This is a genomic window from Nocardioides speluncae, assembly GCF_003121585.1.
GTDB lineage: Bacteria > Actinomycetota > Actinomycetes > Propionibacteriales > Nocardioidaceae > Nocardioides > Nocardioides speluncae.
The window spans coordinates 103,932-119,607 of record NZ_QEOO01000037.1; the positions used below are offsets into that span (position 1 = coordinate 103,932).

The 15,676-nt window shown below is 71.2% G+C and carries 11 protein-coding genes; 9 read left to right on the plus strand and 2 right to left on the minus strand.

Annotation, left to right across the window (positions count from 1 at the left end):
• Positions 1–19: 19 nt before the first annotated feature.
• Positions 20–445, minus strand: coding sequence for a hypothetical protein (locus DDV73_RS20320; RefSeq protein WP_240617392.1), 426 nt, complete (start codon positions 443–445; stop codon positions 20–22).
• A 38-nt stretch (positions 446–483) separates the two neighbouring features.
• Here DDV73_RS20320 and ddaH point away from each other — a divergent pair, with 38 nt between their 5' ends.
• Positions 484–1,248: a dimethylargininase gene (gene ddaH / locus DDV73_RS20325; protein ID WP_109509090.1), complete on the plus strand. Its 765-nt coding sequence runs from the start codon at positions 484–486 to the stop codon at positions 1,246–1,248.
• Here the strand turns inward: ddaH and DDV73_RS20330 are convergent.
• Positions 1,217–2,137 carry a LysR family transcriptional regulator gene (locus tag DDV73_RS20330; RefSeq protein WP_170126044.1) on the minus strand — a complete coding sequence of 307 codons (921 nt, stop codon included), beginning with the start codon at positions 2,135–2,137 and terminating at the stop codon, positions 1,217–1,219. The genes ddaH and DDV73_RS20330 overlap by 32 nt on opposite strands.
• Positions 2,138–2,219: 82 nt before the next feature.
• On the opposite strand from DDV73_RS20330, the gene DDV73_RS20335 reads away from it, so the two are divergent.
• The 8 genes from DDV73_RS20335 (at position 2,220) to DDV73_RS20370 (ending at position 15,461) form a co-directional block, all read left to right on the plus strand.
• A complete protein-coding gene (locus tag DDV73_RS20335; RefSeq protein ID WP_240617393.1) occupies positions 2,220–3,449 on the plus strand; it encodes an MFS transporter in 1,230 nt (409 codons plus the stop codon).
• Positions 3,450–3,510: 61 nt separating this feature from the next.
• Positions 3,511–4,344, plus strand: a complete 834-nt coding sequence (locus DDV73_RS20340) for an SCO6745 family protein (RefSeq protein WP_109509371.1) — start codon at positions 3,511–3,513, stop codon at positions 4,342–4,344.
• An 85-nt stretch (positions 4,345–4,429) separates the two neighbouring features.
• A complete protein-coding gene (locus DDV73_RS20345) occupies positions 4,430–5,635 on the plus strand; it encodes an FAD-dependent monooxygenase (RefSeq protein ID WP_161962473.1) in 1,206 nt (401 codons plus the stop codon).
• A gap of 57 nt (positions 5,636–5,692) precedes the next feature.
• Positions 5,693–6,463: a helix-turn-helix transcriptional regulator gene (locus DDV73_RS20350; RefSeq protein ID WP_109509092.1), complete on the plus strand. Its 771-nt coding sequence runs from the start codon at positions 5,693–5,695 to the stop codon at positions 6,461–6,463.
• Between the two features lie 323 nt (positions 6,464–6,786).
• A complete protein-coding gene (locus tag DDV73_RS28055; protein WP_154402831.1) occupies positions 6,787–6,927 on the plus strand; it encodes a hypothetical protein in 141 nt (46 codons plus the stop codon).
• A gap of 101 nt (positions 6,928–7,028) precedes the next feature.
• Positions 7,029–8,468 carry a serine hydrolase domain-containing protein gene (locus DDV73_RS20360; protein ID WP_109509094.1) on the plus strand — a complete coding sequence of 480 codons (1,440 nt, stop codon included), beginning with the start codon at positions 7,029–7,031 and terminating at the stop codon, positions 8,466–8,468.
• Positions 8,465–11,383 (plus strand): helix-turn-helix transcriptional regulator, encoded by a 2,919-nt coding sequence (locus DDV73_RS20365; RefSeq protein ID WP_109509095.1) that lies wholly within the window; start codon positions 8,465–8,467, stop codon positions 11,381–11,383. The genes DDV73_RS20360 and DDV73_RS20365 overlap by 4 nt, the downstream gene beginning before the upstream one ends.
• Positions 11,384–11,627: 244 nt before the next feature.
• Positions 11,628–15,461, plus strand: coding sequence for a S8 family serine peptidase (locus tag DDV73_RS20370; protein WP_161962474.1), 3,834 nt, complete (start codon positions 11,628–11,630; stop codon positions 15,459–15,461).
• The last annotated feature ends 215 nt before the right edge of the window (positions 15,462–15,676 follow it).

Consider the following 15,676-nt stretch of genomic DNA (forward strand, 5'->3'; position numbering starts at 1 on the left):
CGCACGCACGTAGGCCCCTCTACGCCTTGCGGGCCAGCTCCCAGACTCCTGGCTTGCCCTTCGTCATCGACCCTTCGTCGATCAGTGCCAGGCGCGCTCGGCGGGCGGCGTACTGCCAGCGCAGCTCGCCCTGCGGCATCGTCTCGGCGTCCCCGGGCAGCAGGCTGTCCGCGGCCCTGAGCTCCAGCTCCTGGAAGAGCGCCTCGGCGGGCAGCTCGCCTCCGGCTTCCTGCAGTACGGCGAGGATCACCGGCTTGAACGCCTCGGGTGGCGTCCATTTTCTGCGCACCGGCTTGTCCGGGACGCCAGGGGTGCGAGTGCGCGCGGGAGTGCGTGGCTTCGGCTTCGGCTTGGGCGGCGGCTTGACGGTTGGCAGCGGCGGCGGCTGACCGTGAACGCACTGGGAGAGCGGCAGATCGCAGAAATCGCAGTAGTCGTCGGCCATCACGGATCACCTTACCCACTGTGCGAGAGGATCTCAGCGTGAGCCGTCGCGCCCTGGTCCGCCGTCCCAGTCCTCGCCTGGCCGAAGGCCTGCTTACCCACATCGAGCGGGTTCCCGTCGACGTCGAGTTGGCGTTGCGCCAGTGGGACGGCTACGTCGCCGCGCTGCACGCCGAGGGCTGGGAGACCGTCGAGGTCCCGCCGGCCCCCGACTGTCCCGACTCGGTCTTCGTCGAGGACACGGTCGTCATGTACGCCGACCTCGCGGTGATCTCGCGGCCGGGCGCCGACGAGCGGAAGCCCGAGACGGCAGCAACCGAGCAGACGCTGCGCGAGCTGGGCTACCGGATCGCTCACATCGAGGCGCCAGGGACGCTTGACGGCGGTGACGTGCTCAAGCACGACGGCGTGGTGTGGGTCGGGCTCGGCGGGCGCACCAACCAGGCCGGGGTCGCCCAGCTCGCCGGCCAGCTGGAGCCGCTGGGCGCGAAGGTGGTCGGCGTACCGCTGACCAAGGTGCTGCACCTGAAGTCGGCGGTCACCGCCCTGCCCGACGGGACCGTCGTGGGGTTCGAGGAGCATGTCGACGACCCGAGCGTCTGGTCGCGCTTCCTCGCCATACCCGAGGAGCCCGGCGCCCACGTCGTACTGCTGGACGAGAACACGGTGCTGATGTCGGCCAGCGCCCCGCGGACCCGGCGGCTCTACGAGGAGCGCGGCCTGCGCGTCGTCGCCGTGGAGATGACGGAGTTCGAAAAGCTCGAGGGCTGCGTCACGTGCCTCTCGGTGCGGCTTCGCCGCTAAAGCCCGGATCCACCGAGCTGAGCTCCCAGGTGGCCTCGATGAAGGCCAGCAGACGCGCCGCCGGCGGGGCCAGCGGGTGGTCGGTGCGCCAGGTGAGGCCGACGGTACGGCGCGCCTGGGGCGTGGTCAGTGCGATGCCGACGGTGCCGGACTGGCCGGCGAACTGCCCGGGGACGATCGCCACGCCTAGGCCGGCCGCGACCAGGCCTTCGATCGTGGCGAGGTCGGCGCTTTCGAAGGAGACCTTCATCGCGATGCCCGCCTCCGCGAGCAGGCCGGTGATCTGGGAGCGATGGCCGAACCCGGTCGGCGTGGTCACGAGCTCGTCGTCGGCGAGCTCGGCGAGGTCGACGCGCCTTCGCTTCCTGAGCCGGTGGGACGGCGGGACGATGAGCACCAGCCGCTCGTGCTGCAGCGGCAGCCATCCGTAGTCGCCGGCGGGCCGCGCGGAGGTGATCGCGAGCTCGCAGGCGCCGCTGACGAGGTCCCGCAGGATGTCGTGCCCTGGCTCCTGGCTCAGCAGCACCCTGATTGCGGGCGCGTGCTGGTGGAAGGCCCGCAGCAGCCGAGGCACGAGCGAGGTCGCCATCGAGTCGAGGAAGGCAAGCCGGACGACGCCGCTGTCGGGGTCGAGGCGGCTGGACAGCTCGGCCAGGAACTGGTCGTAGCGAGCGAGCACGTCCCGGGCGGCGGCTACGGCCAGCTCGCCGTTGGGACTGAGCTGGACGCCGGTCGGGACGCGCTCGAAGATCCGGGCGCCGAGCTCGCCCTCGACCCTGGCCAGCGCCCGCGACAGGGTCGGCTGGCTGACGCCGAGGGTCGCTGCCGTGTCTGTCACGTGCTCGTTGTCCGCGACGGACACCAGCCATCGGAGATCGCGAATCAGCACGGCAATAATCATACGCAATCCGTATGACAAAGCGTCGTTCTAGGCATTGGACGTATGTACTTCGGCGGCGCATCCTCGATTGGTGAGCGCTGTCCACACCCTTGCTCCTCCCGCAACCGACCGATACCTCCCCGGAACCGCCGGCTACCGACGCGTCCTGGTGTCGCTGTTCGCCGCGGGGATGGCCACCTTCGTCCTGATGTACGACACCCAGGCGCTGCTCCCGGAGCTGGCCACGGCGTTCGACGTGTCTCCGTCGCAGAGCACGCTGACCATGTCGCTGACCACCGCGGCGCTCGCGGTCTCACTCCTCTTCGTCGGACCGCTGTCGGAGGTGGTCGGCCGCACCCGCCTCATCCACCTCTCGCTGTGTGCGTCCGTCGTGGTCGCGCTGGCGTGCGCCCTGGCGCCCAGCTGGCACGCCCTGATGGTCCTGCGTCTCCTCCAGGGCATCACCCTGGCCGGCCTGCCTGCCGTCGCGACCGCCTACCTGCGCGAGGAGCTCCACCACTCCGCCCAGGCGCGGGCGGCCGGCCTCTATATCGGCGGCACCGCGATCGGAGGCATGGCGGGTCGGCTCGTCACCGCGCCGGTCGCGGACCTCCTCGGCTGGCGGTGGGCGATGGCCTCAGCCGCGCTCTTCGCGCTGCTATGCACGGTGGTCGTGGCGGTCAACCTGCCGGCCTCCCGGCGGTTCGTCGCCACCTCCGTCGACCGGCGTACCTTCGCCACCATGGCGCGCGGCGCGCTCCGCGACCCCGCGCTGCTCGCGCTCTACGGACTCGGTGCCTGCGGGGTCGGCGCGCTCGTCGCGGTCTTCAACGCTCTCAGCTTCCGGCTGACCTCCGCACCGTTCGCGCTCACCGGCGCCTCGCTCAGCCTGATCTACCTGGTCTACGTGCTGGGGACCGCGAGCTCGACGATCTCGGGTCGCCTCGCCGATGCCCTCGGCCGGCGCGCGATCCTCCCGGCCGGATGCGCCATCGCCGTCACCGGCGTACTCCTCACCCTGCTGCCCAGCCTGCCCGTGATCGTCCTCGGCCTCGCGGCGCTGACCGTCGGGTTCTTCGTCATCCACGGCCTGGCCAGCGGGTGGGTGACCGCGCGTGCCCACGCCTCCGGCAACAGCCCCGGCCAGGCGGTGGCCTTCTACCTCTTCTGCTACTACGTCGGCTCGTCGGTGTTCGGCAACCTCGGCAGTACGGCGTGGACGCACGCCGGCTGGAACGGCGTGGTCGTTCTCGCCACCGGCCTGCTCGGGATCACCTGCCTCCTCGCGGTCACCCTCCGCCGGATCCCAGCGTTGATCTGAGGTCGTCTGCTACGCCTTGTCGTATGACGGTCGAGCTGTTCGTAGAACTGGTATGACTCAGATGCAGCACGCAGGACCCGTCGCCCGCCGTCTCTTCGACCTCACCGAGCCGATCGCGCTGGTGAACTTCTTCTCGCCGGAGCCCAACGACGCGATGGCGGCGCTCGGCTTCCGCAACTACTGGGACGGCTACTTCGCGGGACGTGCTGCGCCGCTCGGCCGGGTCCCGGCCACGGTGGTCCACGCGGCCTTCTACAGCTTCGCCGACGGCGAGGCTGCCCGCCACATCCCCAAGGTCTGCGAGACGACAACGCCCGAGGCGGCGCACGCCGCGCGTGAGCAGGGCTGCGTCGCGGCGCTCCGGCGGATCCTCGGCGACCTCGTCGAGACTCCGGGGCTCACCCGCGCTGCCGAGCTCCTCGCCAAGGCTTCGACCAGCGCGCCGACCGAAGGGCGGGTCATGTACGCCGCGCTCCGCGCCCTCCCGATGCCCGAGGAGCCGGTGGCCCGGCTCTGGCACGCGTCGAACATGCTCCGCGAACACCGCGGAGACGGCCACATCGCTGCCCTGGTCTCCGAGCGGATCGGCGGGATCGAGGCCCATGTGCTCAGTGCCCTCGCCAGCGGCATCTACCCGGCGGAGTCGTTCGGCCGGATCCACCACCTCCCGAAGAGCCACCTGGCCAAGGTCATGGACGGCCTGCGCGACCGCGGCCTCCTCGATGCCGACGGTCGGCTCACCGACGCCGGCCGTGCGACGAAGGAGCGGATCGAAGCGCTGACCGACACGCTCGCGGCGGCGCCGTACGACGGACTGGAGCCGCCCGAGCTCGACCAGCTGAGCACGCTGCTCGAGCCGATCTCCAGCAGGCTGCAGGCCACGGGATCGAGGTAGGTCGTCGCGGACCGATGAGAAGCAGCCGGTCATCAGGTCGTACCTGCGTCAGTAGATGGATAGAGCTGAATGACGAGAGGGCACGATGAGCGAAATCAGGGTGCTGGTGACGGGAGCGAGCATCGCGGGTCCCGCGCTGGCCCATTGGCTGCGCCGACGGGGAGTCGAGGTGACCGTGGTGGAGCAGGCACCCGGACTGCGTCCGGGGGGTCAGGCCGTGGACGCGCGCGGGGTGGCCAAGGAGGTCATCCGTCGGATGGGCCTCGACGCCGAGGTGCGCGCGGCCTGCACCGACACCGCCGGCGCCTACAGGGTGGACGCGGACGGGAACGTGCTCGAGACGTTCCGCGCCGACGACCACGACGGTGACGGGTACATCTCCGAGATCGAGATCCTTCGCGGCGACCTGTCCCAGGTGCTGTACGACGAGACCCGCGACGGCGTCGAGTACCTCTTCGGCGACCGCATCGCCGAGCTGGCCCAGGACGCGGACGGTGTCGACGTCACCTTCGTCGGCGGCGACCGGCGGCACTTCGACCTGGTGATCGGCGCCGACGGGCTGCACTCGGCGCTGCGGGCGATGGTCTTCGGGCCGCGCGAGCAGTTCGTCCGCCACCTCGGGCTCGTGCTGGCCTTCTACACCGTGCCGAACGAGTTCGGACTGGACGGCTGGGCGATGGACTACCACGATGCGGGGCGCTCCGCGGGACTGCGACCCGTCCCCGACGCCACCAAGGCGATCGCCATGCTCTCCTTCCCCGCACCCGACTTCGACATCGACTACCGCGACGTCGAGGCCCAGAAGCGGCTCCTGCGCGAGCAGATGGCCGGCTTCGGCTGGTTGACGCCGGGGATCCTCGCGCACCTGGACGACACTCCGGACTTCTACCTCGACCAGGTCGCCCAGGTGGTGATGGACAGCTGGCACGTCGGGCGGGTGGGGCTTCTCGGGGATGCGGCGTTCAGCGCGTCGCCGATGTCGGGGGCGGGCACCGGGCTGGCCCTGGTCGGCGCCTACCTGTTGGCCGGCGAGCTCGCCGCCGCCGACTGGGACCCGGAGGCCGGCTTCGCCGCCTACAGGAAGCAGATGCAGGACTACGTCGAGGCCAACCAGGAGATCGGCCGGCTGCATGTGCAGATGCTCACTCCCTCCGACCCGGGTGCCGAGGCGAGTCCCGAGGCCGACATGGACGCGTTCACCGCGCTGATCGACCGCGCCGTCGGCGGCCCCGAACTGCCCGACTACGACGGTGTGCCGGACTCCGGGGCACGCCGGCGCCCAGAGAGCTGATCCGATCATCCGGCGCCGACGTGTTGCATATTTGCAACAGTTGCCTAGTCTGGATTCATGGATCTTGCGGAGCGCATCTCCACCCTGCGCCGGGTGAACGGGCTGAGTGCTCGTCAGCTCGCGGCACTGGTCGACGTTGCCCCGACGACAGTGACCCGGATCGAGTCCGGGGTGGTCAGCCCGTCGTTCGACCTGGCGCGGGAGATCCTGATGGTCCTCGGGGAGCCGATCGGGTGCACCGGGCTCGCCGATCCTGCGGCGATCGCTGCGGCGCGGATCGCGGTCGACCCGGCGCTCGAGACTGCCGTGAAGCCCGGCGTCAAGGCCGGCGTCAACGCATGGCAGCAGCGATGGGCGCGCATCGGACTCGTCATCGCCGGTCGGGCGGTGCCCGGCAAGGAGGCAGACCTGCTCTTCCTCGCGGGACGTGCCGCGCGGCTGACGCGCCGGCCGGGCGCCATAGACCTCAAGGCTGGTCCGAGCGCGTACGCCATCGCCGAGACGCTTGGCGGTGCCGGAGTCGACTACGCGCTGACGGGCGATGCCGGAGCGAACCTCTACCGTTCGAGCGCCGGCGAGGTCTGGCCGGTGCTGTACGTCGAGGACATCGCCCGCGCTGCCGATGCGACCGGCCTCGCGCGGAAAGAACCAGGCTCGTTCGGCCTGCGGGTCACGCTGATCCCATTCGACGGCGTGAGCGAGCTGGGGCGGACCAAGATTGACGGAATCTCCGTCGCGGCACGCGACCAGGTGATCCTCGACGGCTACGGCGGCATTGACCGCATGGCCGAGCAGGCCGACATCCTGACGGGGCGACGGGTCGCATGACCGAGCTCAAGACTCCTCGCTCCGAGACCGAGTGGAGTCGCCGCGCGATCATCAACGTGGTCGACGTCCTGGCGGCACATGCCGACTCCTTGACGTTGATCGGAGCCCACGCCGTCCTGCTTCGCACGGCCGACCTCGACGTGCCACAGATGCGGTTCAACCAGCGCAGGGCAAACTCACCGTCGGCAACGCCTTGGGCCTCGAGCTCGCGGCGTTCGATCGATCACGCATGACGATCACCGACTTCGCCGACCCGCGGGCGTCGGCAAAGATGCACGTCGCGGAGGTCCCTGCGCTCATCTTGGCCAAAGGCTCCAAGATCCGTGAACGGCTTGGAGTGGACGGCCTCGGTCCTGCGCGACCCGCTGAGCCGTGAGCGCGCCAAGTCCACCTTCGACACGTTCGTCGACCCCGCCGAGATCGACCGGGTCTTCGACCTATGGCGCGACGTCCTGCGGCCCTGAGTCACCGGAGGGCAACGCCGGTCGACGGGGTGGAGACGAACCGCCGGCCATGTCCCCGCGGGCCCGGGCCGCGCTCGGAGTGACCCGCTAGCGTCGGCGTTATGACCGAGCTGAGTCGCGCCGCCGTCGTCGACGCCGTCCGCTACTTCGACACCTGGCTGAGCTTCCGGCAGCGGTACGCCCGGATCCCCGGGATCCAGGCCGCCGTGCTGTACGGCGACGAGGTGCTGCTGTCGTCGGCGTACGGCGTGGCAGATCTCGAGTCGGACAGTCCGCTGACGCCACGCCACCTGTTCCGGGTCGCCTCGCACTCGAAGACGTTCACGGCGACGGCGGTCCTGCAGCTCGTCGAACGCGGCTCGCTCCGGCTCGACGACACGGTCGCCCAGTGGCTGCCGTTCCTGCGGGAGTCGCCGCTTGCCGAGGCGACGGTCCAGGAGTTGCTGGCGCACGGCGCGGGCGTGACCCGAGACGGTCGCGATGGCGACCACTGGCAGCTGTTCCGGGAGTTCCCCGACGAGGCCGCCGTGCAGGCGATGGGGCTCGACGACGCCGACGTGCTGCCGATCAGCGATCGCTTCAAGTACTCCAACGTCGGCTACTCACTGCTGGGCATGGTGATTGCCGCGGCGTCCGGACAGCCCTACAACGCCTACGTTCGCGAGCACATCGTCGACCGGCTCGAGCTGGCGGACACCGGACCCGAGTACGAGCCCGCGCGGGCGGGGGAGTACGCAACCGGCTACAGCGCCCTGGCGTACGCCGAGCGCCGGATCCCGATCGAGCACGTCGACACCGCGGCGATGGCCGCCGCGACCGGGTTCTACAGCACGGCCGAAGACCTGGTCCGCTATGCGGCGGGCCATTTCCACGGCGACGAGCGGCTGCTGACCGACACCTCGAAGCGCCGGATGCAGCGGTCCCAGTGGACGACCGGGCGCGACAGCGAGTACGGGCTGGGCTTCGATGTCAGCACAGTCGGCGACCGCCGGGTCGTGGGGCACGGCGGCGGCTATCCCGGGCACATCACCAACACGAAGCTCGACCCGGTCGACCGCCTGGCGGTGTCGGTCCTGACCAACGCGATCGACGGCGCCGCCGGCGCGTGCGTGACGACGTTCTTCCGGCTCCTCGGGCTGGCGCTCGACCCGGCAGACTCCGAGCCGGTCCCCGAGGGAGTCGACCTGGACCGCTTCCGCGGCCGCTTCGCGAGCCTGTGGAGCGTCACGGACGTCGCGCGGTTCGGCGACCGGCTGTACCTGCTGGACCCCACAGCCGACGACCCGACGCACGAACCGACCGCGCTGACCGTCGTCGACGACCGGACGCTGCGCATGATGGGCGAGAACGGCTTCGGCTCCCGCGGCGAGCCGATGCGCTACACCTTCGGCGACGACGGGATCGAGTCGGTCCGCGGCAGCAGCGGCGGCACCGGCTATCCGTACGACCGCTTCGCCGCCGCTGCCGCTGCCCGCGACCGGATCACCATCGGCAGACCCCTGATCCCGACCACGGGCGACCGACCGGCGGGCGACGCGTGAGTGGTCGGCGGACGGGGTACGGCGCGGCGTTCGTCGGCCGGGAGCGTGAGCTGACGACGGTCGTGGAGACCCTGCTCGGTCCGCCGGCCATGCTGCTGATCGAGGGAGACGCCGGCGTCGGCAAGTCGCGGCTGCTGCACGAGGCCCGACGCCGGGCCGAGCTGGCCGGCGACGCCGTACTCCACTGCGCCTGCCCGCCCGTGGAGCCGCAGTTCCCGCTCGGCCCGGTTCTCGAGGCGGTGCGTCGCCGTTCGGTACGCGGACTCGAGCTGAGCCCGCTGGCGGGGGCGCTGCGCCAGCTGATGCCCGAGTGGAGCGACGACCTGCCGCCGGCTCCGGATCCGCTGCCCGACCCGATGGCGACCCGCCATCGGCTGCTGCGCGCCTTGAGCGAGGTCCTGGACCGCCTCGGCGTCGTCATCCTCGTGATCGAGGACGGCCAGTGGGCCGATCCAGCCACACTCGAGCTGGCACTGATGCTGGCGTCGTCGCCGTCTGCCCGAGTCGGACTGGCCCTCACCTACCGTCCGCAGGAGGTTCCGGACGGCTCGTTGCTGTGGCGCTTGACCTCCCATTCCGCGCCGCACCTGTCCCAGACGCGGGTCCAGCTGGGCCCGCTGAGCGTGGCCGAGGTGGGCCGGCTGGTTGCGGCGACGTTCGACACCTCGGGGGTGTCCGACGGCTTCGTCGAGTTTCTCCGCGAGCGCACCGACGGTGTCGCGCTCGCGGTCGAGGAGACCCTGGCGCTGCTGCACGATCGCGGTGACATTGTCTGGCGGGGCGGGGGCTGGTCGCGCCGGGCGCTGGAGGAGCTGCAGGTGCCGCCCACGGTGCGCGACTCGGTCCTGGAGCGCGTGCAGCGGCTCGCGCCGGAGGCCCGGCCCATCCTGCAGGCCGGCGCCGTCCTCAGCGCCCCCGCCGACGAGTCGGTGCTCGCCGCGGTCGCGGACCTGGACCCGGCTGACGCCCGTGCCGGGCTGGCCCGCGCCCTCGACGCCGGGCTGTTGCACGAGGTACGCCCGGGCAGCTTCGCGTTCCGCCATGTCCTGGCGTCGCGGGCCGTCGAGGAGGCGATCCCCGTGTCGGAGCGGCGCCGGCTGCATCGACAGGCGGCCGAGGTGCTGCGGCGTACCACCCCGGAGCCGGTCGCCCGCCTCAGCCGCCACTATCGGGAGGCGAACGACGTGGCGTCCTGGAGCAGGTACGCCGAGGCCGCCGCCGCGCTGGCGCTGCAGTCGGGTGACGACCGCAGCGCGGTCGAGCTGCTCCTCGACCTCCTGTCCTCGGCGACCCACCCGCTCGACCGCCGGATCCGGATCGCGCGCTCCCTCGGGGAGGGCGCCGCGTGGGGCGTCGCCGGTCTGGGCGAGCTGGGGAGCCGGGTGACCGCGGCACTCCGAGACGCCTTGGACAACGACGGCATCGAGGCGCACAGCCGCGGCGAGCTGCGACTGCTGCTTGGGCGGCTGCTGCTCCAGCTCGGCGAGTTCGACGACGCGGCCGCACAGACCTCGGCCGCGATCCCGGACCTGTCCGGCCGGCCGGAGCTCGTGGTGCGAGCGATGATCTCGCTGTCGTGGCCGCGTGGTCGAGAGTGGTCCGGAGCCAAACATCTCGAATGGCTCCGGCGCGCGAGCGAGCTGCTGCCCGACCTGCCACCCGGGCCCGAACGCACCACGCTCGAGGTCGATCGGGCATGTGCGCTGCTGTTGCTGGGTGAGGACGAAGGCTGGGCACTTGCCGAAGAGCTCGCCGGCCGGACGGGCACCGTGGTTGAGCAGCGCCAGTTCGCACGCTGCCTGATGAACGTCGGGCACGTCGCGATCGCCTGGGGCCGCGACAGCGAAGCGCGACAGGCCCTGGACCGGGCCGCCGACCTGATGCGACAGACGGGATACGAGCGGCTCCTCAACTCGGCGGCGCTGACCACGGCGTACCTCGACTGGCACAGCGGCGGATGGCAGGGCCTGGCCGAGCGGATCGACTCCGCCGTCGACTCCGAGGACACGCTGCCCGAGGCACGGCTGGAGGCGCGCTACACCCGCGCCCTGCTCCAGCTCGCCGGCGGCGAACGCCAGCCGGCCGAGGCCGAGCTACGCGCCGTAGTCGCCGAGCTGACCCGGCGCGGGATCATCGACGGGATGGTCACCTCCAGCGCCGCTCTGTGCCGGCTGCTCCTGCTCGACGACAAGCCCGCCGAAGCACTCGAGATCAGCGAGCCCGCGATGCTGACGCTGGAGGCGAAGCAGATGTGGGCGTGGGATGCGTCGATCGTGCTGGCGCACATCCAGGGCCTGATCGACAGCGGCGAACCGCAAGCGGCCGGGGCGCTCGTAGCCCGGTTCGCCGCCGGCCTCGGTGAGCGGCGAGCACCGGCGCCGCGGGCGGCGCTGCTCGTGTGTCGCGCCCTGGTCGCGGAAGCCGCCGGTGATCCCGACACTGCGATCGGCCACTACGAGACGGCGGCCGCAACCTGGGCCGAGCTCCCTCGGCCCTTCCAGCAGCAGCTGACCCTCGAGCGGCTGGGTCGCTGCCTGCTCGGCGCCGAGCGCCCCGACGAGGCGACGAAGACCCTGGTCGACGTCCAACAGGGGCTGCAGGACCTGGGTGCCCGCTGGGACGCCGATCGCGTCGCCCTGCTGCTGCGCCAGCTCGGCGTCGACGTGGCCCGGGTCTGGCGAGGTGGCCGCCGCGGTTACGGGAACCAGCTGTCACCGCGCGAGCTCGAAGTGGCTCGGCTGGTTGCCCAGGGCATGACCAACCGACAGATCGCCGACGCACTCTTCCTGTCACCGCGGACGGTCGACCGACATCTCAGCGCGGTCATGCGGAAGCTCGAGCTCCGTACCCGGACCGCCGTCGCCCTCGCGATCACCGAAGCGGATCTGGCGCACGACGACACCAACATTGGGTAGTTCTCCGGATCGCGAAGGGCGCCGCTGCCGAGCAGGGTGAGCGCATGGATCCGCGAGACCCAGTCGACGAAGCGGTCGGCCGATCGGAAGTGACGGGCGAGTCCGCTCCGCCCGAGCCCACGCCGGACACCGACGACGAACCGTCGGCCCCGTTGATTCCCTCGCCCCGGCAACCGTGGGAGCCACTATGAGTTGGGTAGTTCACCGCATCGCGACCGGGAGCACGCGCGGCCATGCTTGCGGCATGGACTCGCCGCCGCCGATGACCGCGCGACGCGGGCTCGTTGCCCTCGCCGCCCTTGGCCTCGCACTTGTCGCCCCGATCCCGACCTCGGCGGCGGGCGCCCACCCGGCCGCTGCCGAGGTCGACTGCCAGCGTCCGTCCCCGCCGGAGGACGCCGTCGCCACGCGGGCCGGCGACCCCGGGACGCACCGGATCACGCTCCTGACCGGCGACGTCGTGGCTCTGCACACCACCGCGAAGGGGCGGCAGGCGGCCTGGGTCGTGGATGCGGTCGACGAGCGGCGTCCGGCCCAGATCTACGAGCTCGACGGCGAGGTCCACGTCGTACCGGCCGAAGCTGCGCCGTACGTCGCCTCCGGCGCCCTCGACCCGAACCTCTTCAACGTGACCCTGCTCGCCCGCCATGGCTACGACGACGCATCCACCGGTGAGCTGCCCCTGCTCATCGAGGCGTCGGACCGGGCGCGGACCTCCGCGCCGCCGGCGGCACCCGCGGGTACCGACGAGGTGCGGGAGCTCGACAGCATCGACACCGTTGTCGTCGCCGCCGACAAGGCCGAGCTCCGCTCCACCTGGGAGGAGATCCGGGGCGCTCGAGTAGCCTCCAGCACCGGCACCGCCGCCCGGCTCGCCGACGACACACGGGTCTGGCTCAACGGCAAGGTCGAGACCACCCTCGACGAGAGCGTGCCTCAGATCGGCGCGCCGTACGCCTGGCAGCGAGGGTACGACGGCGACGGCACCACGGTCGCCGTCCTTGACACCGGCTACGACCCCGACCATCCAGACCTCGGCGAGCGAGTCGTCGACGCCGCCGACTTCACCGGCGGCGAGTCCGGCGGCGCGGTCGACCGGGTCGGCCACGGCACGCACGTGGCAGCGACCGTCGCGGGTACCGGGGCCGCCTCGGACGGCGCCCAGAAGGGGGTCGCTCCGGCCGCGGACCTGCTGATCGGCAAGGTGCTCGCGGACAACGGCGAGGGCACCTTCGACCAGATCATCGCCGGGATGGAGTGGGCGGTCGCCAACGACGCCGACGTGGTCAACATGAGCCTCGGTACGCCGTGGGCGTCAGACGGAACGGATCCGGTGAGCCAGGCCGTCAACGAGCTCACCCGATCCTCGGGAAGCCTGTTCGTGGTCGCGGCCGGCAACTCGGGGCCCGACGGACAGTCCGTCGGCGCGCCAGGGGCCGCCGATCTCGCCCTGACCGTCGGCGCGGTCGACAAGGACGATCGGCCGGCGCCGTTCTCGTCTCGTGGCCCGCGGATCGGGGACGGCGCGATCAAGCCGGAGGTCACCGCCCCGGGAGTGGACATCATCGCCGCCCGGGCGGCCGGCACCTCGCTCGGCAACCTGATCGACGAGCACTACACATCGCTGAACGGTACGTCGATGGCGACGCCGCACGTCGCGGGCGCCGCCGCGATCCTCGCCCAGCAGCACCCCGAGTGGGACGCGGCTCAGCTCAAGGCACGGCTGGTGTCGACCAGCAGGACGATGCGGAACCAGCCGGTCACCTTCCAGGGAGGCGGGCGGGTCGACGTCGCGGCCGCCGTGCGCACGCCCGTCTCGGTCGACCAGGGGACGGTCTTCCTCGGACATTCGCCCGTCACGTCGAAGCCGGTCACCCGCACCCTGACCTACGAGAACACCAGCAACCGCCCGGTCCGGCTCCGGCTGTCCGACGGCGTCACGAGCACCGGCGGCAGCGACCGGGTCCGCCCGGAGCTCCGGCTGAGCCGATCCCTCGTCACCGTGCCCGCGTACGGCGAGGCGAGCATCAAGGTGACACTGGTGCCGAGGCGGACCAGGGCCGGTGGCTACGCCGGCAACATCTCGGCCCAGCCGCTCGGCCAGGGTCGCAGAAGCGCGATCCACACGACGGTCGGGTTCACGATGGTGGGTAAGAGCCACACGGTGACCGTCGATGCGCTCGACCGCGCCGGCCGGCCGGCGAGCGGCCCGGTCGACCTGTGGAGCCTCGACACCGGTACAGCGGAGCGAAGCTTCCTCGTGGACGGCACCGCGACCTTCGATGTGCCGGAAGGCACCTACTCCCTCGTCGCGTCCGTCGAGATGGCCGGCGACTGGTTCTCCTCAACGCAGCACACGATCGCCGGGATGCCCGAGCTGCGCCTCGACAAGGACCGCAGGCTCAGGTTCGACGCCCGTCAGGGCCGGCCGATCACGATCTCGACGCCACGAGAGGCCGACCAGAACGCCTTCGACGTGTTCTGGCACCGGTCGGTCGGGGACCGGTCGATCTCGATGATCGCCGCGCAGGGCTGGGGCAACCAGAGGCGCGTGTACACCCTCGGCAGCAGTCCGGTGAGGACCGGAAAGTTCATCCTCGCCACCGAGTGGCAGCTGGCCCAGCCGCTGCTCAAGGCGACCCTGCGCGGTCGAGACGGCTTCCGGCTCAGCTCACCGCAGCTGGCCTCGGAGGAGGTGCCGCTGGTTGGACAGCACCGCCTGCCGCTGGTCGACGCCGGCGCAGGAAAGCCGGAGGACTTCGACCGGGTCGACGTCAGTGGTGCGGCGGCCTTGGTCAGCCGTGGGACCGAATGGGGAGACCTGCAGTCGCAGGCCGACGCGGCGGCTGCCGCAGGGGCCGAGCTTCTGCTCGCCTACAACAACACGTCCGACCCGTACTGGGACGAGGGGGTGTTCGGCGAGGATCCGCTGCCGGTGTACACGCTCGACCACGCCACGGGCCGGGCCCTGCTCGAGGCGCTCGCCGACGATCCGACCCGGGACCTTGGCCTGACCGGCCTCCGCGACGCGACGTACCAGTACGAACTGGCCTTCGCCGAGCGGAACCGGATTCCCCACCGGGCGTCGTACGACGTCGGGCCGGCGTCACTGGCCGTCGTCCGGTCCGACTACCGCCAGAACTCCAAGCGCCAGATCCGGGCCGAGTCCTGGATCCCCTACGTCGACGGGATGGGCGTGGCGAACAGCATGGCGACGGTCCGGCGTGGGCCGCTGGTACGGACGGAGTATGTGAGCACAAGGGGCGTCCAGTGGCAGCGGTTCGGTCAGCCGCACATGTGCCTGGGCGAATACTGGACCTCGTCGGCTCCCACGAAGTACGAACCGGGCAAGCGCTACGGCCAGACCTGGTGGGGGCCGCTGGTCCACCCGGCGGTGCCGCTCGCACCCGAGGGCGCACCGTCGGCGGCGCTCCTCGGCAACCGCTACCAGCCGGTCACTCGTTACCGCGACGCGATCCGGATCAGCCTGCCGCACTACTACTTCGGCGGTTCGCTGACCAGCACGATCAACGAGTACCGGGGCGACCGATCCACTCTCGTGCTGAAGCGGGAGGGCAAGGTCGTCGGGACGTCGAACTGGCCGACGGTCCAGTACACCGTTCCGGCCGGTCGGGCCGAGTACGAGCTCTCCCTCGAGGCCGTGAACGGTCGGGACAACTGGTCGGACACGTCGGTCCGCACGTCGACGGCGTGGCGGTTCGACTCCGCCCGGACGGACCGCTCCGGCAACGTGCTGCCGCTGGTCCAGGTGGGGTACGCGTTGGACGCCGATACCTACAACGCAATGCCGGCCGGCGCGTCGTACCCACTAGACCTCGTCCCCGGTTATCAGCCGGGCGGCTCCGGACCTGGCCGGTTCACGGCCCGGGTCGAGGTGTCGTTCGATGACGGGGCAACCTGGCAGACCGCTCCGGTGAAACGGGCCGGACCGCGGCTTCGCGCCGCGATTCCCGCGACTGACGAGCCCGGCTTCGCGTCAGTACGAGTGGTCGTCACCGACACCGACGGCAACCGGATCACCCAGCAGATCGATCGCGCCTGGAGGATCCGCCCCTAGACCGCGGGATGACCTCGAGTACGTCTCTCAGCACCGGCCGCAAACCCCTGGGTCTGCGCTGCCTGAACCAACCCACGTCAGAACCATGGAGAGCCCGGTGCGGTGAGAGCCGTACACCGGGTACGGCGAGCGGCCTGGGGAAACAAACGAGCAGCGATGCCGCCACGCCCCAGGCCGACTCAACCAGCCCGACCTCGGAGTGATGCCTCCGCTTC